This is a genomic window from Rheinheimera riviphila (assembly GCF_004005945.1).
Lineage (GTDB): Bacteria > Pseudomonadota > Gammaproteobacteria > Enterobacterales > Alteromonadaceae > Pararheinheimera > Pararheinheimera riviphila.
In genome coordinates this window covers 117,317-138,147 of sequence record NZ_SACS01000008.1, presented here as the reverse complement: position 1 = coordinate 138,147, position 20,831 = coordinate 117,317, and the positions used below count along the sequence as shown (strand labels likewise).

Sequence of the window (20,831 nt, the reverse complement as noted above, 5' to 3'; positions counted from 1 at the left end):
TACAGTCAGACAAGCAATTACTTTCTATTAAAAAACAACAAGCATTACAGCTATTTATATTGGTGCAGCGATCCCGGCCGCCAGATAAGGGATCAATCTTTTGATCACCCCATCAATTTCCACAATTTCGTTAAAATCAGCAGCGGCGATATCTTTTAGTGCTTCGTTTGACGCCATGGTAAAGACGATGGTGCCAAGCGAAAAATGCAGCCGCCAGAAGATTTCACTGGCCGGCAGTGTCGGACAACTTTGCTGTACCAACAGCACAAATTTATCCAGTGTCCGGCCATAATGATGATTAAAAAACCAGCGCAAGTGCCCTTGCACATCGGTGTAACCGCGGCCTAATAGCTGTAAAAACAAGGTCGTACCGCGGTTTTGTACTTTGTTCAGCTCCAACAGTGGGATCACAAACACCGTCAGAACTTTACTCAGATCGTTGTGTTGTTGGGACGCCAATAAGCGGGTGAATTCCTGATCCAATCTTGGCATCAACAACGACAAATACCGCTGCAGCACCGCCTGGATCAGCTCTTTTTTTGAACCGAAGTGATAATTGACCGACGCCAGATTCACTTCCGCCATACTGGTAATTTGCCGCAGCGACGTCGCAGAAAAACCAGTTTCGGCGAATAAACGCTCAGCAGCATCCAGAATTTTTTGTTGGGTATTTTGTTTACTGGTCATATCAGTTGGCACATTTAAACAAGTGTTTGAAATGTACGTTTGAATCTGGATGAAGTCAATATAGCGCAGCAAAATTCTGTTTGCTGTGCGCAAGCTTAGATTTAGTGGATTACCTTAAAAAATGCGTTCTTTAGGCCAAGCCAGCAACAGGATACTCAATAAAAAACTGATGTAATTCATAGAGCTAAAATGCGTTAGAAAAATTCACTTGACAACACAAAGCAAAACAGACAATTTTGGTTCATGCGCTGCTGCTAATATTTTCGTGGTCACACAGCGTAGCTAATCCCCGATTTCACTGTTTAAACTGATATAAGGAGAAGAAGATGCAAAAGCTTGCTGCCAATCTTAGCTCTTACTATTACTCTCCTTATTACCTGTCCGAGTGGTTTAATAATTAGCCACCCCCTTTGCCTGATGCAGAGGGTTCTGGAGCACTAACGTCCATCAACATCCTTGCTTAACGCCTGATTTGTTTGCGCAGCTGATTTCTTTGCGTAAATGGCGTGTTTGCTGCGTTTTGCGATCGTCCTGAGCGTGTCAACTTAGGATCGCAAAAGCGCTGGATCTTGATCCCTCTGTGTCTTATTCGATTGTTTGCTAAATCACCCAAGATTGCCGAAAAGGCAACGAATAAGTCCTGAGGAATGTTATGAAATTTGCAAAAATGAAGCACAAGCACTTTCAAATCAATACCCAATACAGCAGGTTATTTGCAGCGACGCTGTTGGCGATGGCAGGTGTACAACCGGTTATAGCCCAACAAACTGAACCTACTGAAGCAGAATTAAAAGCCAAAAGTATCGAAAAAATTGAAGTCACCGGCTCACGCTTAAAAGGCGTTGATATGGAAGGTGCGAACCCACTGCAAGTGTTCACCAAAGACGACCTGATCAAAAAAGGTTACGACAGCGTGTCGTCCTTTTTAAAGGATTTACCACAAGCCTCCAGCGCCGGTACTTTTACCGACAACGGCAATGTCGCAGGCTCTGACGGCACGCCACCAGGCGCAGCTGGTGTCAGCTTGCGCGGCCTGGGTTCCAGTTCGACGTTGGTGTTGGTGAATGGTCGCCGCGTTGCGGTTGACTCATTTTCCAATGGCTTTGACTCGTTTGTGAACGTCAACGCCATCCCCATGTCAGCGATTGAACGGGTCGAAGTATTAACCGATGGCGCCTCGTCGGTGTACGGCTCTGATGCGATCGCCGGTGTCATCAACTTCATTTTGCGTAAAGATTTTGAAGGCCATGAATTATCGGCCATGTACGGTGATGATACCGCTGCCAGCGATTTTGGCCGCACCAACCTGACCTACGCCGGTGGTTTTGCCACCGAAAACAGCAATACCACTTTAGTCATTGATTATTACGATCGCGAAAAATTAATGAACAGTGACCGGCCAATCGACGTTACTTTTAAATCGTCGACCCGGGTCACCATCGATGGCAAAGATTTCGCAGAGCTCTGGTGTGGCAGCAACAGAAGTAACGGCGGCGCGCGCTGTCAGTACGATTATGTCATTGAACGCGCCATTCAACCCGACACCAAAAACGTTGGCACCACCCTGAACCACATCTACCGCATGGGCGACAACAAAGAGTTTTTTGCCGAAGCCATGTACCAGGCCAATACCGGCGGTGCTTACGATTCAGCGGGATCTTTTGACTACACTTTAAATGGCAATTTGGCGACTATTCCGGCCTGGGCCAAAGCCGAAGATGCCAAAAACGGTAGCGTCAATAATATCCGGGTCCGTTCACGTTATCCGGAAATCCGCACCCAAGAGTACGATGCCACCAGCTATCGTTTGTTAGCTGGCATTCGTGGTGAACTCCATTACTGGGCCTGGGAAACCGCGGCCACTGTGGGTAAATCTGAAAACGAAGTTATTCACACCTCTGGCTATTTCAGTGTCGATAGGATGCGCGCGGCGGCACTGAACGGCACTTTTAATCCGTTTAACTTAGGTCGTGATACTGATCCTTCGGTCGTTGCTGGTTTACGTGAAGCTGCGCCAAGAGTTGGTGAATCTGACGTGTTTTCCTGGGATTTTAATATTGCCGGTGATGTATACGATTTAGACAATGGCGCAATAAAAGCGGTGTTTGGTGGTGAATACCGCAGTGAAGACATTTTCGACCGCCCTGCTCTTATCGCCCAAAATGGCGGCGTGACCACCTTAGGCGCCAGTGATGCAGCCGCCGATCGTACCCAATATGCCTTTTATGGCGAGTTTAATATTCCGCTGACCGAAAAACTCGATGCGATTACTGCTATTCGTTATGACCACTACAGCGATTTTGGTGGTGACGCTAATCCTAAAGTGTCGCTGCGTTACCGTGCCACTGATGATTTAATTTTGCGCGCCAGTTGGAGTACCGGTTTTCGTGCACCTTCATTATCTGAACTGGGTGCCGGTACTTCTTTAGGTTCAAACTATATCGATTGCGGTGCGGGCACGCCTTTTAGTGCTTTGTGTGGTGAGTTTGGGAACCCAACCGGTGAACTGGAATACGATCAGGAAACTTTGGGTAACAAAGGACTGGACGCTGAAAATTCTGAAGCGATGAACATCGGTTTATCTTGGAACCTGACCGAAGATTTGAACATGACCGTCGACTATTGGCGTTATCAGCACACCGATATTGTTGATGTTGATGCCAATACCACGCTTAAAGCCTGTATTGATGGCTCGGCACCAAAAGTCACTTCAGAAGCTGCTTTAGCCGGAGCCTTTGGTTGTGTGATGGATGCCGGCAACGACCTGGTATTTTTACGGACTGGTTTTTTTAACGTCGGCGCCCAGGACACCGATGGTGTTGATATTAAAATCGATTACAAGCTCAGCACTGAGATTGGTGATTTTAAACCGTATTTTGCTGCGACCCGCACCTTAAGTTATGAGCGCCAGTTAACCAAAGATGACCCGGCTGAAGACTTACTGGGGAAACTGAGCGGTGCCAGCGAAACGGCCCGTCCGGAATTTGTGGCCGACTCAGGTCTGGATTGGTCATTGAACGACTGGAACGCCAGTTTGTCCGCGCATTACACCAGCTCCTTGGGTGACGGTGATTTTAAATTTGATAACGACACCGTCGATAGTTGGCTTACCTTAAGCGCCAGCCTGGGTTATCACTTTAATGACCAGAACAAAGTGCAATTTACCGTGCGCAATCTGACCGATAAAGAGCCGCCTTACGCTTCATCGCCCACCAATGGTTATGCCAGTTCAGTGCATGACTGGTTAGGCCGTGTCTGGACCTTACGTTACACCTACAAGTTTTAAACGTTCTGCCAAACCTGGAACTTTGGGGGCGCTTTGGCGCCCTCTTTTTTATTGGATATACTGGCAACCACCATCGAAAAATTCATCATCATGAGAGGCTCCAAAGCAAAACAGCAGCCGAAGCTGCTGTTTTTTTCATGAAGACCGATGCTTAGTTAGCAGCAACGACCACAGGTTTTACGCGGGTAACTTCTGGTAACGGATCGTTGGTTTCGACACGTACCAAGGTCGTACCTTGCACTGAACCCGCAACGATATAACGGATAGCCGCCATATAACGTTTACCGGTCGCCAGACCTGACCAGCTCACCGCTGTGGTCGCTGAACCACCGATAGTCGCAGAACCTGGCAGCACCAGTTTGAAATTACCGCCTTTATCAGCAGTGGTCACTGCCCAGGTTGACAAATTAAAGTCAGATTGGGTGCCACTTGCCAGACCATAACCACCTAAACAGACCTTATAAGTACCTGCTGCTGGCGTCATCAGCTGAACTTCTTCATCTGAACCGGCTCGTAAGCTGGTTGCAACAACCGTATTGGCAGGATTCATTAACACCATGTCAATGTCGTCACCACCAGGCATGCTGTGACCGCTGGTTTCTGCATTATAAGTTGCTGCTTTTAATACCAGCGTGTTTGCTGGAGCAACAACCGTTTGTAACACAGTACCTTTAGCGCCACTTAAACAAGCTGCAGCTAACTGTGCTGAGGTCTCAATTGTACCAGGTGTGGCTTGACCGATGGTCAGACTCTTCACAGTCGCAGCTTTTAAGCCGCCCACTTGAGATGTCATGGCGCCGGCAAAACCAGTACCAACGGTGTACAGAATGTTGCCTTTCACGTTTTCGCTATACAACGCACTTGCGGCAGCTAAACCAGTACCTTTAGCAGATACCGGAACACTCACGACTGTTGCACCGTCAGTCCATTTTAATGAACCAAAGGCCCAGGTGTTTAAAGCGGCACTGGTACGGGTTACCGTTGCAGTGAAGCTTGCTGATTGGCCTGGAGCTAAGGTCAGCGTTGCAGGAACCACATCAATGCTAAAACCAGGAATGCTGGATGATGCAGTGTAAGTTGCGGTGCCAGTACCAACATGGGTCACAGTACGCGTGACGGTTGTTTTACCTAACACGTTAGCCAAGGTAATAGATGGCAGGTTCAGGTTCACATCAGAGATCTTACCCACTGCATTACAGGTTGACTGTGGGATGCTTGGCAAGCTAATGCTACACAAATAGCGTGTATAATCAACTGGTTGAATATCATACACCAGACCTGGTACCGCAGCTTTGTTCGGTACTACATGACCAGCACCCTGAGCCCAAGGTAACTGACCTGCAGCCTGACCTGGCTGCGCATCAGCAAAAGTCATGCTCCCTGTGGTCATCAGCGCAGATTTGATCATCGCTGGTGTCCAGTTCGGATATTGTTGTTTTAACAGTGCGCCTAAGCCAGCAATGTGCGGGCTTGACATTGAAGTACCCTGCAGGAAATTCCAGGCCGCAGGTGCAGCTGCACCATTGGCAACATCATTGCGCTGCGCTTCGTTTAGCGTCGGTGTATAACCAGCCAGGATTTCCACACCAGGTGCGGTTAAATCTGGTTTCAGGATATTTGGATACCCACGGTTTGGACCCCGTGACGAAAACGCGGCCATAACAGGCGCTGCAACAGTACCTTTTTTGGCAGCGAATTTGCTCATTGCCAGAGTTGCCGCAGGTTCAGTCGCTAAATAGGCCTTGACGGCATCGGTACTGACTTTGTCGATGTGTACTGCAGGAATGCCATGGTCAATCGAGGTAATCGTATTGTTGGTCAACAGAACGTTACCAATCACAATACCGATACCGCCGGTTTCTTTTACCGCCTGAGATTTATTCACTAACACATTGCTGCCGCGGTCACAAACCACCACTTTGCCAGCAACTTTTAATGGGTCTAATAAGCTGACACCATCAGCACTACCGAAACATAAAGCAGCGTTGGTCAGGTTTGCACCTTCTTTGGCCGCATCACGTGCCAGAATAAAGGTCGAAGCAGCTAAAGCTGCACCATTTAACGAACCACCTTCATAAGAAGCGCCGTTGCCGAGGATCACGTTACCGGCATTAAAACGGTCATGTGTAGAAGCACCCACTGTCGTTAACCAAGGGCCTAAGTGAGCAACAGCGTTGCCTGGACCACTGTTACCGGCAGAAGCAGAAACAAACACACCCGCATTCGTCGCACCAAGGAAAGCAAGTTCCACGGCATCATTGACGGAAGTCTGGCTGCCGCTGATTGAATAGTTCAGTACATCAACACCGTCTTTGACGGCTTTTTCAATGGCTGCAACGTTATCGCCGGTAAAACAGGAGTTTTTCGGCAGTAAGACGTTGGCTGGATCCTGGTAACTCCAGCACACTTTATAAGCTGCGATACGGGCACGCGGCGCGATACCTGAAGCTTTGCCCATCGCGACGCCATTCACGTTTGACATGACATTAGCATTACCACCGGCAGTGGTCGCTGTGTGAGTACCGTGGCCACCGTTGTCACGTGGTGATTTAAAATCTGACCAGTGCGGGGTATACAACCCTTGCGCCACAACTGAGCGATAGGTTGCATCAAAGAACTGTGCACCAATCAGTTTGTTATTACAGTTACTTAAGCTGAAACCTTCGCCAGGCGAACATTCACCTTTCCATTTTGCCGGTGCCGGACCAAACACCTGAGTCGCGCCTAAATCAAAAGTCGGGATGCCGTCGGCATCAACACGATCAGCAAAAGCCGGGTTTTCCGGAGAGACACCACTGTCGATAATACCGATGATGATATCTTCACCGGCAGCACCCTGGCCACCGGCTTTCGCCCAAATACCGTCAGCGGCGTCCAGACTCAGAAAGGCTGGCGTATAGTTGGTGGTTAATTCATGCGGTTCATCGACCTGAATTTGTGCGACGCTGCTGTTTTTCTTCAGCGCGCGAACTTCAGCGTCAGTCAGCATCGCAGTGAAACCGTTAAACACCAGATTAAATTGATGGATGGCTTCCACTGCTGGAACTGCTGCCAAGACATTTGAATGAACCTGGTCTAAATAACCGAGATAATTTTGCACAGCAGAAGCATCAACATCGAGTTTCTGACCAGCAGCAGGTTTAGTAGCCGCAAAACCAGCAACACCACCGGTATAAGAAGCAGCAGGCGCTGCGGCTAGTTGCACCACGTACGGACGACGTACTTCTGAAGCTTGTGCTGCGAAAGAAGCAGCGAGTACCGCCGCTACGGCGAGCGACATTTGAGATAATTTCATCACAGTTCCTTTTTAATTATTATTTGGCTTGTTGACGGCGACGGTTGGCAGCAAACAGACCTGCCAATGAGAGAGCAAACAGACCTACAGTAGCTGGCGCCGCAACATCAACGGCCAGATTATCAACTGCAAATTGCGCCTGATTGTTGTCAACAAATACACAAGCACCGGTGTCTGTGTATAAACAAGCAAGGACCGAAATATTGGTGAACTTACCGCCGCCCAGATCTGAGCTGATGCTGTTCCAGGTATCAAACTGCCAGTTACCCTGAGCATCCTGGCCTGCGAAGTCACGGGAGGCAAAGTTAAAGCTGCCATCGGCTTTCTGACCGGCAACGACCAGCTGACCTACGGTGAAATTAAGGAAGCCCGGCAAAGGCGCGATAAAGCTGAAATCCAGACCGGTCAGACGAATACCGGCACCTGCGATTTTATGCTGGATCGAAAACCAACCGTTGTTTACTGCGGCGTAATAAGCAGAAATGTTATTGCCTGGGAAACCCAGATTGAAAAAAGTAAATGGATCACTACCGTCAATCAGCGCACCTGATAAACCGTCGTCCAAACTTTCTGTTTTAAATAATACGTTTTTGTATTCTACGGTGTCGCCGTTGACGAACAGGCTGACATCGGAAAAGGCTGAGTCTTCAAAATCGATGTCAACGATAGTGGCGTGAGCCTGGCTCATTGACAGAACTGCGGCAGTTGCCAGCGTTGCTAAGGTTTTTACGAGTGGTAATTTGCGGCGGCTTGGCCGACTATTTTGAGCTGGATTGATGGTCATAATTTACCCGGATTTTGTGAATTATTAGTAGCATTAAATGCTTTTGTGATTTGCCGCGATGGCATTCAAAAGTTCATTTGCAATATGCCTGCCAACAAATTGTTACATTCAGTTACCGCACCATCACTGGCTAAGACAGATGTAAAATTCTGGTTTCAAAATCAAAGTGTAAATTATTCTGACGCAATGAATTACATTTTCGAACAACTTAAAACTTAACCGCTCCGGATAAACGCTTAGCAACAAGCACAATATTCATAGATACATCAGCATCATAAACATACAATACCACCAACTCGCGCTACGCCGCCAGGATAGTGACGCTGAAAAAACAACCAATAATTTACACCAAACTTCTGTAAATAATACCGACAACCAATAGCTTGAAACCCTAAAACAGGTTCATTTGTTAACAGATTTCTCGCATTAGGGTTGCAGTCCGACCCGAGACTCAATAACATTTGAAACCTTCATTAGCTTGCGATTAGTCTTTTTCCGTCAACCTCTGGTGAGTACAGCTGCTTTCGTTTAAAATACGCGCCCGTTTTCTTCAAGGTCTCAAATTGTTATGTCACAACCTAAAGTTGGTTTTGTAAGCCTCGGCTGTCCGAAAAACCTGGTCGATTCTGAGCGCATTCTGACGCAACTGAAAGTTGAAGGTTATAACATCGTCCCTTCTTATGAAGACGCGGAGCTGGTGATCGTCAACACTTGTGGCTTTATCGACAGCGCCGTACAAGAGTCGCTGGACACTATCGGTGAAGCGCTGGCTGAGAATGGCAAGGTGATCGTGACCGGTTGTCTGGGCGCCCGCGAAGACGAAATTCGTCAGGTGCACCCAAATGTTCTCGGTATCACCGGCCCACACGCTTATGAAAACGTGCTGGATCAAGTTCACCAATTCGTCCCAAAACCTGCTTATGATCCGTTCCTGCAACTAGTGCCGGATACTGGCGTCAAGTTAACGCCAAAGCATTATGCCTATTTAAAAATCTCCGAAGGTTGTAACCATCGGTGTACGTTCTGCATTATTCCATCGATGCGTGGCGATTTAGTCAGCCGCCCTATTGGCGAAGTTCTCGACGAAGCTGGCCGCTTACAAAAAGCCGGCGTCAAAGAATTGTTAGTTATTTCGCAAGACACCAGTGCTTACGGCGTTGATGTGAAGCACCGCACCGGTTTCTGGAACGGTCAGCCGGTCAAAACCTCAATGCAGGCGATGTGTGAAGCCTTGGCTGAGTTAGGTATTTGGGTACGTCTGCATTATGTCTACCCATACCCACATGTCGACGATGTGATCCCACTGATGGCGGCCGGTAAGTTATTACCTTATTTAGATATTCCATTTCAACATGCCAGCCCGCGTATTCTGAAATTAATGAAACGCCCGGGTCAGGCCGAGCGGACCTTAGAACGGATCAAAAAATGGCGTTCCATTTGCCCTGACTTGACTATCCGCTCCACCTTTATTGTCGGTTTCCCAGGTGAAACTGAAGAAGAGTTCCAGGAACTACTGAATTTCCTGGAAGAAGCACAGCTCGACCGCGTCGGTTGCTTTAAATACAGCCCGGTCGAAGGCGCCAAAGCCAACGAATTACCAGATCCGGTACCTGAAGAAATCAAAGAGCTGCGTTATCATCGTTTTATGGAAACCCAGCAGCGGATCAGCGCCGCCAGATTGCAAGCCAAAATCGGCCGGACTATTCAGGTGTTGATTGACGAAGTGGATGACGAAGGCGCAATCGGCCGCAGTTTTGCAGATGCACCGGAAATTGATGGTGCGGTCTACTTAAATGGTCTGACGGACGTGAAAGCCGGTGATGTGATCACGGCTGTTGTCGACGCCGCTGATGAATATGATTTGTGGGCGACCCGTCAAATCTAAGCAACAGCCATGTAAAAACATGGCATTGCAGCACCAGCAAATTACATAAGAACAAAAAAACACCGCGAATTGCGGTGTTTTTTTAACTGTTTTCAGCCGTTGCGTTCAGTGTGCGGGCTTTTTGGTGTGATCTCGGTTAGCAGCTCAGCGATATCATCCTGATCTAACGCTACCTTTTGAAAATGCGATACCAGATAATCGATATCATGACCTTGCTGTTGATAACGGCGTGCTGTTTCCAGATGAATTTGTTTCACAAAATCCGAAGTCATAATAGGTCCCCGATCGAATGGCTGGTGAAAATTCAGAAAGCAGCGTCCGGCAATTTTGATGAAATTTCAAGCACCGTTGGTCGCAAATATCGCAAGCCGATGTTTTTACGAAAGATCTATTTTCTAGCTAAAGTTCCGGTAAAAAGATTTCATGGTCAGCAGCAGATTGTGAATAACCAGCCACCTGATGTGGCACCAAACCTGAATATTTCAATGCGGATTTCAATAGCAACTTATTGTATTCACTTGCCTTTTCATCACCAAGATAAGCATCAGGCGAAAACCAGCGCACTTCAGCAATTTCATTTTCAGCCGCAAAAACCGCCATGGTTTGCGCCTGCAACTGACAGACAATATACAGATTTGACGCGCCAAACTGGCCACGATGGTGATGCCGCACGCCGAGCACTGATTGAAATGTGGCGTGCACACCCGTTTCTTCCAACACTTCCCGCACCACTGCAATCGCCAAATGTTCCTGTGGCTCGACCATGCCACCAGGCAATTTAAAATAACCTGCTTTTTGCCCCGGCAATGCTAACTCTCTGACCATCAACACTTCGCCAGCTGGTGACCAAACCAGGCCACCGACCCCGATACTATGAGTGGCAGCCAGCGGTACATAACTGTCAGGTTGTAACTTTTTCACCAGCATCAACTGCGCGCTGTGACAATGATGAAAGTTAAAACCAAGGCTCAAAGCCGGTGCAATCAAAGCGGCATGTGTGGCAGGTAATTCCAGCCAGATCAGTCGGTATTGATCTTGCCAGGCCTTAATACTGGCCACCAGCATTGCGATAAAACCCGCAACATTTTCAGGCGTCAGCATCAAGGGCAGCTGTGCCGGCCCCAGATAACAGCCTTGGTAAGGATTCACTACCGCATCAAAAACAGCGGGTTTAACAGGAGCAACGGACATCTCTCAGATCTCATTGGAATTGCGACAGCGCCGAACGACGATGCCGCAGCCAAGCCGGTTAGACCCGACCTTTTGCATAAAACTTAACGAAACAACACTTTCTCTTTTTGAAACCAGGACACGCAAAACGCAATCATCGCCCCTGCCAGCACCAGTGTTGATAACAACACCACGCCGAGCAGCGAATACTCGATGGTGCCTTTAACCAGCTCTTTAATCCCCAGCGCCACATTCAGCACCGGTACCATCGCCAGTTTCCAGTTCAGTTCGATGCCAGGCAAAATTGACACTACTAATGGCATAAACACCACCATCGTCAGCGGGCCAATGTAATTTTGCGCCTCTTTGTAGCTTCGGGCGTAAATCGACAGACTCAATAACAGGGCCGCGAAAATAGCGGTCAATGGAATTAACAAAGCTAGGATCAGGCTTAAATCAATAAAGCCCAAGGTCGACATCGCTTTGGCAACAATATCTACACCCATCATCGAACCTATGATGTAACCCCAGCCGCCAAAACTGACAACGGTGATAAGTGCAGCGACCAACCCCGTCGTCAGTACCGTCATAAACTTTCCAAGCACAATTGCAGTGCGCGAAATCGGGCAAATTAACAAGGTTTCCAGAGTTCCCCGTTCTTTTTCACCGGCACCGATATCCATCGCCGGATAAGAGGCCCCCACCAAACACAGTGGAACCAACAGGTACGCTATCCAACCGCCGATCAGCTCACCAATATTTTCGCGGCTTTCAGCGGTATTCACCCGCTCAACTTTGACCGGTTCCAGCACGGCTGGCATCTGTTCCATCGTTACCCCAAGCGCTAATAATTTTGCCTGCTGCAATTTTTGACTATAGCCTTTGAGTAGCTCATTAAAATGTTTTGAAATCATATCGAGTTGCGACGAACTGTTGTGGATCAGCTGCCATTTGCTTTGATCAAGATTTGCTGCTGATGCATCAAAATCAGCGGGGATCACAATAGCAACGTCAAACTTGTCGTCACGGATCGCCTGTTTTAATTCGTCAACACTGGTGAGTTCGGTGGTCACTTGTTTAAAGTTTTTATGATAAAACAACGAATCTGTAAACTCAGCGGCGCGGTCAGCGTGAATCACCACATAACGATGTTCTTCCGCTTCAGCCTGGCGGCTGACATTGGCCATCACCAATCCCATAATGCCAAATAGCACCGGGAAAATCAGAATTGGCAATAGAATCACAAACATCAGTGTTTTTTTGTCGCGCAACAGCTCGGTCAGTTCCTTCAGATATACCTGCCACATTTATACTGCCTCCCGCTGGATCACTTGTAAAAAAGACTGACGCAAATCGCCACTGCCAGTTAACTCTCTGAATTCATTTAAACTTCCGTTAAATGCACTGACCCCATGATTAATGACCACCACCCGATCGCACAGCGTTGCAACTTCGTCCAAATGATGGGTCGAAAAAATCACTGGTGTACCTTGTTGTTTTAGCGACTGAATAAAATCCAGCACCGTCTGCACCGTCATAATATCCAGCCCGGTGGTTGGTTCATCCAGGATCACCACTTTGGGGGAATGCACCACAGCACGTGCGATAGCAGTTTTTTGTTTCATGCCGGTCGACATATTGTCAGCCCGACGATTGGCAAATTCGTGCATCGACAACAAGGTCAACAACTCTTCAATCCGCTGATTTAATTCAGTTTCTGCCATTCCATGCAGCCGGCCGAAATAAGCGATATTTTCGCGGGCGGTTAAACGGCCGTATAAACCAGTGCTGCTGGATAAAAAACCGATCCGTTTACGTGCTTGCAGCGGGTTTTTAATGACGTCCTGACCATCAATCATGACCGCCCCGTTGTCGGGCTGCAAGGCCGTCGATAACATGCGCAACGTCGTGGTTTTACCAGCACCGTTCGGACCTAATAGTCCAAGCACTTCACCCGCAGCGCAGTCAAAACTGACATTGCGCACCGAATGAAACCGATCACCACCAAAACGCACATCGTTTTTTTCGCTGTCTGACAATTTATTTTGTTTGCCAATGGCAAAGGATTTTGCCAGTTGCTGAATTTGAATCATGGTTGCTCCGTCAATCAGGGGTTTGCTGCCCAGCAAGTTTGGGATACGGTTAATCCTGAATTTTGGTGATACGCTTTGGCCGGAAATAAGCGCTATTCTGGTAAAAATCCGGCTGTTCATTTGCAAAAAACCAACCGGGCACACCCAACAGTGGCAGCGGTGTCAGCTGCAGTGGATCACCGAATATACCTTGATTAGCAATTTGTTCACTTAAGGCAGTATCTATGAAATCAATACGTTGACGCAACGACTGGCTGAAAAAATCATCAGGAACCACCATCGCCAGCATTTTGCCGGTGAGTCCGATAAAAGGCCGGGTGGCCATTTCATAATTGGCATGGCCAAACATCATCGCCGTGACGCCAGGATTGTTCCCCTGCCCGAACCAACAATGTCGCTGACTGACAAAAGCATGTTGCCATTGATGTTGCCGCAGCATTTCCACGACATTGGCTTGCTGCTGGCGATACAAAATAAGCACTCCACATTCATCCAATAACGTCAGTTTATTGCGAAGTGCCGTGCGAATACTGGCGCCATGAAGCTCAATCTCGCGGATATGCAGCTGATTTAACAGTTTTTTTGTCTGCGGAAATAAACACCAAATCAAAGCCCCAAACAAATCATGCCAATTCGGATAGCGGGTCGGCACCTGTCGGGTGTGATAAATAAAGGCTTCATAATAACGGCCATCAGCTGCCAACAGTTCATTGTCGACAAATCGCACCGGCAATTCCGGTCTGAATTCTGGTCGGAATTGCTGTCGCCAGTTGTCCAGTGCCATCACGTTTGGAAAATCAGTACAAGATGCCAACGGAAACAACGTCGTTAGTTCAGCAAATATCGGATTCTCAAGCCAAATTTGGTCATCCCACTGTTCGGGCGCTACAAATCTGGCTGTTTTTGTCGGTTGCGGCAAAGGCATGACGGCATTTTGCGACGGTTTTTGGTCAGTCATGTTGATGCTCCGGTTGAAAGCATTCAGCAAGACATACTTGCGCAAAACCTAAAAAACAGCTTGCAATTTTGGCGGTAAATGGCACATTCAACGGGGTACGTCTGAACGTACATACTGCCAAATGAATTGAATTTTTTCGGATTAAACCTAACGGAGTTTTTATCATGTGTTCGATATTCGGGGTGCTTGACATCAAGACTGATGTTAAAGCCTTGCGCCAGCAGGCGCTACAGTTATCTAAGTTGTTACGTCATCGTGGTCCGGACTGGTCTGGGATCTGGAATGACAATAATGCCATCCTCGTGCACGAGCGTCTGGCCATTGTAGATACTGAAAATGGCGCGCAACCACTGATTAATCCAAATCGAAATCACATTCTGGCAGTGAATGGTGAGATTTATAATCACAAGAATTTAGAGAAGAATTTAACCGTCGACTATCAGTTCCAAACCAAGTCAGATTGTGAAGTCATTCTGCCGTTGTACCTGGAACATGGCGCCAGTTTTATCGATCAGCTACAGGGCATGTTTGCTTTTATTCTGTACGACGCTGAACAACAACGCTATTTGATTGCCCGTGACCATATCGGCATTATTCCGCTGTATTACGGTTATGACGAACATGGTCAGCTGTATGTGGCGTCTGAGCTCAAAGCGTTAATCCCGGTTTGTAAACAGATGCAGGAATTCCCGCCGGGCCATTATTTCGACAGTAAAATCGGCAAACTTGAAAAATACTATGCCCGCGACTGGCAAAGTTTTGATGCGGTTAAAGACAATCCGGCCGATTTAGTTGAGCTGCGTGAAGCCTTAGAGCAATCGGTGAAAAGCCATTTAATGTCAGACGTGCCTTATGGCGTATTGTTGTCCGGCGGTTTGGATTCGTCATTAATTTCGGCGATTACTCAGCAATTTGCACGGAACCGCATTGAAGATGATGGTAAATCCGAAGCATGGTGGCCACGTTTGCACTCTTTCGCCGTTGGCCTTGCCGGTTCACCGGATTTAATTGCTGCGCGTAAAGTGGCAGATACCATTGGCACCGTACACCACGAAGTATTGTTTACGGTGCAAGAAGGCATCGATGCGCTGCGTGATGTGGTGTATTTCCTCGAGACTTACGACGTCACCACCATTCGTGCTTCGACGCCAATGTACTTAATGGCGCGGAAAATCAAAGCCATGGGCATTAAAATGGTGTTGTCGGGCGAAGGCTCTGACGAATTGTTTGGCGGTTATTTGTATTTCCATAAAGCGCCAAACGCCAAAGAATTCCATGAAGAAACCTTACGTAAATTAGACCGGTTACATATGTTTGACTGTAACCGCGCCAACAAAGCGATGTCGGCCTGGGGCATCGAAGCACGGGTGCCGTTCCTCGACAAACACTTTATGGACGTCGCGATGCGCTTAAACCCGCAGGCCAAAATGTGTGGCAACGGCAAAATGGAAAAACACATTTTGCGGCAGGCTTTTGATGGTTTGCTGCCCAATGAAATTTTATGGCGGCAAAAAGAACAGTTCTCCGACGGCGTTGGCTACAGCTGGATTGACAGCTTAAAAGCTTTTGCCGAAAAAGAAGTGACCGATCAACAGCTAACCACTGCCGCGTTCCGCTTCCCGGTCAACACGCCGGATAGTAAAGAAGCCTATCTGTACCGGGTCATTTTCGAAGAACATTTCCCGCACAGTGGCGCTATTGCTTGTGTACCTGGCGGAAAATCTGTCGCTTGTTCAACGCCTGAAGCCTTGCTCTGGGATGCGAAAATGGCGCAGATGACCGACCCATCAGGTCGCGCAGTACGTGACGTACACGAACAAGCGTATTAATCAGCCATAAAAAGCTAAGCTGGCCGACTGTTCCCAACTCTGGCCAGTAATCAACAAAGCCCGCACCCGCGGGCTTTTTGTTAGCCTTTTGGTCACTAAGTACTCGCTAAATTTTTAGCAGCATCCCTATCACAGCACAGTGCAAAGCGCATGGATCAGGCCAACAAATTTGGTCGTATCTTTTGGCGATTTCAACGGCCTTGGTATGCCGGATTTTGTTTTTCTGGTAGATTAGCGACTTCTGTCGGCAGCGTTGCCGTTGACCCTGCATCACTTAATGCAGACCCTGATGAGACATTCATGAAAGCGACAAGTCGTTTCTGGTTATTTTTACTGGCATTGCCTTTGATGCCATTGCAACTGCAAGCCGAAATTGCCCTGACCGGTCAGTGGGTCCGGGATCTGAATCAACAAAGTCTGAAAGATCCACAAACCTCAGGTTTAACCTGGCGCCACGGCGAATTGCTGAGCCTGGGCGATCAAAGTGCTGACCCTGGTTTACGGATGAAGCTATTTCGGATCAACCCGCAAACCGCAGCTTTTAACCAACTGCCTATCAATATCACCATTTCTGCCGACGTCAGAAAAAGCTGTTTTGGCGATTACATTGTCAATTCTCCGGATTTAGAAGCTTTAACCTGGGATCGGGTTGATGATTTAACGCTAATCACCGTGACTGAAGACGCCAGTCGTGCGCAATTAAGCCCGTCCTGTGCCAAAAAATATGCCCAGACCAATTCGACCAGTTACCCCACTTTATTATTAAAAATCAGCTTAAATGCCGATTTTAGCCGGGCGGAAATCACTGCGGTGCGTCCGGTGCAATTCCCGCTGGAATCGAAGGTTGGCAACTTACCGAACGATGGCATTGAAGGTCTGGCGGTTGACGATCATCAAAACCTGTATCTGGCACTTGAGAAAAACAGTGCGACCTTTCCGGCTATCTTCAAAACCCGCTTAACCGCTGATTTTTGGGCCAAAGATAACTTCGTTAAAGTGATTGATGCCAATCTGACGATGCCGCCGTTGGATACTAAAGGCCACCCGATTAATGGCATCGATTTCCTACCAAGCCCAATCCCGGGCCATCCCGGTTACTTGGTTGCTGTGGCCAGAAATGACGATCAACTCTGGATTTTCGATTTAACCAACAGAACCATGCCTTATGTGCAGCCACTGAGTTTTTTTGTGGCCACTGACAATTCCGGCCTCTGCCCGGTCTATGAAAAAATGGTGCAAACGGCGCTGGAAGGTGTTGCGGTACATCAGGGCAAAGTGTATCTGGTGAATGACCCGTGGAAACAGCATTATCCTGATAATATTCAATGTGATGTCAACGCTGAGCATTTTAATAAAATGGCACCGCTGTTGTTTGAGATGTCGGTGGATCCACGCTGGTATACTCTGGCACGCCCGTCGGTAAAAACCACCTTGCCAGGGGTGAGCGCCATGGCGATGGTGACCCATGATAGTTATTTGCTGGTGCAGGATAAAAAAATTGATCAAGGCGGTGACCGGCTTGGCTTACTGCAGTTTAGTCCGGACGGAAAACCTTCTTACAAATCAATTTTTGTCACCGGCTGGCCACAAAATCAGCCATCCAACGATTTGGAATCGATGTGCGCCCTGCCGGGTCGTCAGAATGAATTTCTGCTGGCAGAAAGCGGTAGCTGGCACGGCGAATTTGGTCGTTTATTCCATCTGAAGTTATATCAGGGTTATGCCACGGTCTTAGCAAGTTTTGCCTTGCCGGTGCAACGTGACAACACCGAACAGCAAGCTGGCGATAATTTTGAAGGTCTGGTATGTGTGAATAAAGCACCGAATCGGTTTTTGCTGGTGTTAGGCGAACGCGGTGGCAATGGCCAACGCGGCAGCTTAACCTGGGGCGACTTTGATTTAGCCGCCGGTGATATTCAGTGGTCGGCCGAGCGCCTGCAGGTACAGCCACCGCAGCCGGATCCCGCACAGCCTGCACAACGGGACATTGCCGATTTATATCTGGAATCCAATGTGTTATGGGCAAGTGCCGTGCGTGAAGCCGGTAATAGTGGCCCTTTTAGCTCTTTTATTTATCAGGTTGCATTATTGGATCCCCAAGCGCCAACACCGCTGAATTTGATCTCTGGCGGCAAGATTTTCTGGCAAATTGATGGCATGAAAGTCGAAGCGCTGGCTGCGCCCAGCAATTTATTTCCTAATTCAAGTCTGGCCATTGGTACCGAAGACGAGTCGTTCCATGGCCAATGGCGCGCACTGTTTCCACCGGCCGGGCAATCACCAGCAGTGCCGGTGCCGGTAACTGACAACGTCGTTGAGGCCGTCAATGAATAATACTGAACAACCGCAAGAACAAGCACAACCACTGACTGCCGAGCAGCCAAAAAACCCGTTGCAAGGCTTTACGTTGGAAAAAATTCTGAATTCTTTGCTGAGTCATTACGGCGGTTATCCGGCGTTGGCGGCACAGATTAAAATTAAATGCTTTACTGAAAACCCCAGTGTGAAATCCAGTTTGAAGTTTTTACGTAAAACACCCTGGGCGCGGACCGAAGTGGAGCAGCTGTTTATCCGATTGCGGCTCTATCGATAATGTACAGATCACAGCCGCCAGCTTGAACTGGCGCGTACTACAGCTCTAAAAGCGTTGCAAGCCGATGTTTCTTTGATGTATTTCCTTTTGAAACACGGTGTTGCAACGCGTCTTTGATCTCAATAAGGACTTTTCTATGCAAATGATTAAAACCCGTGCCGCCGTTGCCTGGGGACCAGGCCAGCCACTGACCATTGAAGAAGTCGATTTAATGCCGCCACAACAAGGCGAAGTATTGGTGCGGTTAGTTGCAACCGGTGTTTGTCATACCGATGCTTACACCCTGTCCGGCGCCGATTCTGAAGGTAAGTTCCCGTGTATTCTGGGCCACGAAGGCGCCGGCATTGTCGAAGCTATTGGCGCCGGTGTCACCAGCGTTGCTGTTGGCGATCATGTGATCCCGCTTTACACACCAGAGTGTGGCAAATGTAAGTTCTGCTTAAGTGGCAAAACAAATTTGTGTCAGGCGATTCGTGCGACACAGGGCCAGGGCTTAATGCCAGACGGCACCACGCGTTTCTCGAAAGACGGCCAGCCAATTTACCACTATATGGGCACCTCAACTTTCAGCGAATACACGGTATTACCGGAAATTTCGCTGGCGAAAATCAATAAAGCGGCACCTTTGGAAAAAGTCTGTTTATTGGGTTGTGGCGTCACCACCGGCATGGGCGCGGTGATGAATACTGCTAAAGTCAAAGCTGGCGATACAGTTGCTGTGTTCGGCTTAGGTGGTATCGGTTTGTCGGCCATTATTGGCGCCGTGATGGCCAAAGCTGGCCGGATCATTGCCATTGATATCAATGAGTCCAAGTTTGATATCGCGCTGAAACTGGGTGCCACTGATGTGATTAACCCAAAAAACTTCGACAAACCGATTCAGGATGTGATTGTCGAAATGACCGATGGTGGGGTTGATTTCAGTTTTGAATGTATTGGCAACGTCAACGTGATGCGCTCGGCATTGGAATGTTGTCACAAAGGCTGGGGCGAGTCGGTGATTATCGGCGTAGCGCCAAGTGGTGCGGAAATTTCAACAAGGCCATTTCAGCTGGTCACCGGCCGCGTCTGGCGTGGTACCGCTTTTGGTGGCGTCAAAGGTCGTAGCGAATTGCCAGACTATGTGGAACGGTATTTAAAAGGCGAATTTGAGCTGGATACCTTTATCACGCACACCATGCCGCTGGAACTTATTAACGAAGCCTTTGATTTAATGCACGAAGGTAAGTCTATCCGCACCGTTATTCATTTTTAGATATCGGGATCGGTAGTGCTAATCGCACCTGCACCGGTTGTTTAAACAGCCGGTGTTATCTTTTCTGAGATCTTCCGCAGAGGTATTTATGGCATTGCAGCAACTGACTGCCCAGCGCTTGTTTGAGGGCTGGCAAAAACGATTTTCCCACCGTTCCAAGACCCTGCAATGCGATATGCAGTTTTCAGTATACTTACCGCCACAAGCCGAATTCCATCAGGTGCCGGCGCTGTATTGGCTGTCAGGTCTCACCTGTACCGATGAAAATTTCTCGGCGAAATCAGGCGCCCAACGCATTGCCGCTGAACTTGGCATTGCGTTAATTATTCCTGACACCAGCCCACGCGGCGAAGGTGTGCCAGATGCTGCCGATGGCGCTTATGATCTCGGTCTTGGCGCTGGTTTTTATGTCAACGCAACGCAAGCACCGTGGCAACAACACTATCAAATGTACGATTACATCACGCAGGAATTGCCAAAGTTATGCCAAGCGAACTTACCTTTGACCGCACAAAAGTCGATCAGCGGTCATTCAATGGGCGGTCATGGTGCTTTAGTGATTGCCCTGCGTGAGCCAGAACTATTTTGTGCCGTGTCAGCTTTTGCGCCGATTGCCAACCCAGTGCAATGCGACTGGGGCAAAAAGGCCTTTAGCGCTTATCTCGGTGAAGATCAGTGCAACTGGGACGTTTATGACGCTAGCCTGCTAATGACCAAACTGGGCAGTCAGTTGCCGATGTTGGTATCACAGGGTGAGGCTGATCAGTTTATGGCAACTCAGCTGTTTCCGGAACAACTGCGTCAGGCTGCCGAAGCCAGCGGCACGCCGTTGCAACTGGAAATTCACCCAGGCTACGACCATAGCTACTATTTTATCGCTAGTTTTATCGAACAACACTTGCGGTTTCATGCTGGTTATTTACTGAACAATCCGCTTGTTGAATAATCGTTTTATGAATAATCAACAGTAACGAACGTTAAGCTCTGAGGTTCGTT

At 48.3% G+C, this 20,831-nt stretch carries 15 protein-coding genes; 7 read left to right on the top strand and 8 right to left on the bottom strand.

What is annotated here, in order from left to right; all coding sequences use genetic code 11:
* Positions 1 to 54: 54 nt before the first annotated feature.
* Positions 55 to 687 carry a TetR family transcriptional repressor PsrA gene (gene psrA, locus EOE67_RS09450; RefSeq protein WP_127698843.1) on the bottom strand — a complete coding sequence of 211 codons (633 nt, stop codon included), beginning with the start codon at positions 685 to 687 and terminating at the stop codon, positions 55 to 57.
* 652 nt (positions 688 to 1,339) lie between these two features.
* Between psrA and EOE67_RS09445 the strand changes: the two genes are divergently transcribed.
* Positions 1,340 to 3,973, top strand: a complete 2,634-nt coding sequence (locus tag EOE67_RS09445; protein WP_240652769.1) for a TonB-dependent receptor plug domain-containing protein — start codon at positions 1,340 to 1,342, stop codon at positions 3,971 to 3,973.
* A gap of 151 nt (positions 3,974 to 4,124) precedes the next feature.
* Here EOE67_RS09445 and EOE67_RS09440 read toward each other — a convergent pair whose 3' ends face one another.
* Both EOE67_RS09440 and EOE67_RS09435 read right to left on the bottom strand, forming a co-directional pair.
* Positions 4,125 to 7,268 carry a S8 family serine peptidase gene (locus EOE67_RS09440; protein ID WP_127698842.1) on the bottom strand — a complete coding sequence of 1,048 codons (3,144 nt, stop codon included), beginning with the start codon at positions 7,266 to 7,268 and terminating at the stop codon, positions 4,125 to 4,127.
* A 19-nt stretch (positions 7,269 to 7,287) separates the two neighbouring features.
* The gene (locus EOE67_RS09435) at positions 7,288 to 8,052 is read right to left on the bottom strand and encodes an NF038120 family PEP-CTERM protein (RefSeq protein WP_127698841.1); all 765 of its coding nucleotides are present in this window, start codon (positions 8,050 to 8,052) and stop codon (positions 7,288 to 7,290) included.
* Between the two features lie 568 nt (positions 8,053 to 8,620).
* Between EOE67_RS09435 and rimO the strand changes: the two genes are divergently transcribed.
* Positions 8,621 to 9,937, top strand: coding sequence for a 30S ribosomal protein S12 methylthiotransferase RimO (rimO, locus tag EOE67_RS09430; protein WP_127698840.1), 1,317 nt, complete (start codon positions 8,621 to 8,623; stop codon positions 9,935 to 9,937).
* 92 nt (positions 9,938 to 10,029) lie between these two features.
* Here the strand turns inward: rimO and EOE67_RS09425 are convergent, their stop codons facing one another.
* The 5 genes from EOE67_RS09425 to EOE67_RS09405 form a co-directional block, all read right to left on the bottom strand.
* Positions 10,030 to 10,209: a hypothetical protein gene (locus EOE67_RS09425; RefSeq protein WP_127698839.1), complete on the bottom strand. Its 180-nt coding sequence runs from the start codon at positions 10,207 to 10,209 to the stop codon at positions 10,030 to 10,032.
* A 127-nt stretch (positions 10,210 to 10,336) separates the two neighbouring features.
* Positions 10,337 to 11,128 (bottom strand): NUDIX hydrolase, encoded by a 792-nt coding sequence (locus EOE67_RS09420; RefSeq protein WP_127698838.1) that lies wholly within the window; start codon positions 11,126 to 11,128, stop codon positions 10,337 to 10,339.
* A gap of 83 nt (positions 11,129 to 11,211) precedes the next feature.
* Entirely contained in the window at positions 11,212 to 12,414 is a 1,203-nt protein-coding gene (locus EOE67_RS09415) for an ABC transporter permease (protein WP_127698837.1), read from the bottom strand.
* Positions 12,415 to 13,200, bottom strand: coding sequence for an ATP-binding cassette domain-containing protein (locus EOE67_RS09410; RefSeq protein WP_127698836.1), 786 nt, complete (start codon positions 13,198 to 13,200; stop codon positions 12,415 to 12,417).
* A 49-nt stretch (positions 13,201 to 13,249) separates the two neighbouring features.
* Positions 13,250 to 14,158, bottom strand: coding sequence for a DUF3025 domain-containing protein (locus tag EOE67_RS09405; protein WP_127698835.1), 909 nt, complete (start codon positions 14,156 to 14,158; stop codon positions 13,250 to 13,252).
* Positions 14,159 to 14,322: 164 nt separating this feature from the next.
* On the opposite strand from EOE67_RS09405, the gene asnB reads away from it, so the two are divergent.
* The 5 genes from asnB (at position 14,323) to fghA (ending at position 20,781) form a co-directional block, all read left to right on the top strand.
* Positions 14,323 to 15,987 (top strand): asparagine synthase B, encoded by a 1,665-nt coding sequence (asnB, locus tag EOE67_RS09400; protein ID WP_127698834.1) that lies wholly within the window; start codon positions 14,323 to 14,325, stop codon positions 15,985 to 15,987.
* A 300-nt stretch (positions 15,988 to 16,287) separates the two neighbouring features.
* The gene (locus EOE67_RS20690; protein WP_206099539.1) at positions 16,288 to 18,321 is read left to right on the top strand and encodes a hypothetical protein; all 2,034 of its coding nucleotides are present in this window, start codon (positions 16,288 to 16,290) and stop codon (positions 18,319 to 18,321) included.
* The gene (locus EOE67_RS09390; RefSeq protein ID WP_127698833.1) at positions 18,314 to 18,580 is read left to right on the top strand and encodes a VF530 family protein; all 267 of its coding nucleotides are present in this window, start codon (positions 18,314 to 18,316) and stop codon (positions 18,578 to 18,580) included. Before EOE67_RS20690 ends, EOE67_RS09390 begins: the two co-directional genes overlap by 8 nt.
* 145 nt (positions 18,581 to 18,725) lie before the next feature.
* Complete coding sequence (locus tag EOE67_RS09385; RefSeq protein ID WP_476748467.1) at positions 18,726 to 19,835, top strand: S-(hydroxymethyl)glutathione dehydrogenase/class III alcohol dehydrogenase; 1,110 nt, start codon at positions 18,726 to 18,728, stop codon at positions 19,833 to 19,835.
* 88 nt (positions 19,836 to 19,923) lie between these two features.
* Positions 19,924 to 20,781, top strand: coding sequence for an S-formylglutathione hydrolase (fghA, locus tag EOE67_RS09380; RefSeq protein WP_127698831.1), 858 nt, complete (start codon positions 19,924 to 19,926; stop codon positions 20,779 to 20,781).
* Positions 20,782 to 20,831: the final 50 nt, after the last annotated feature.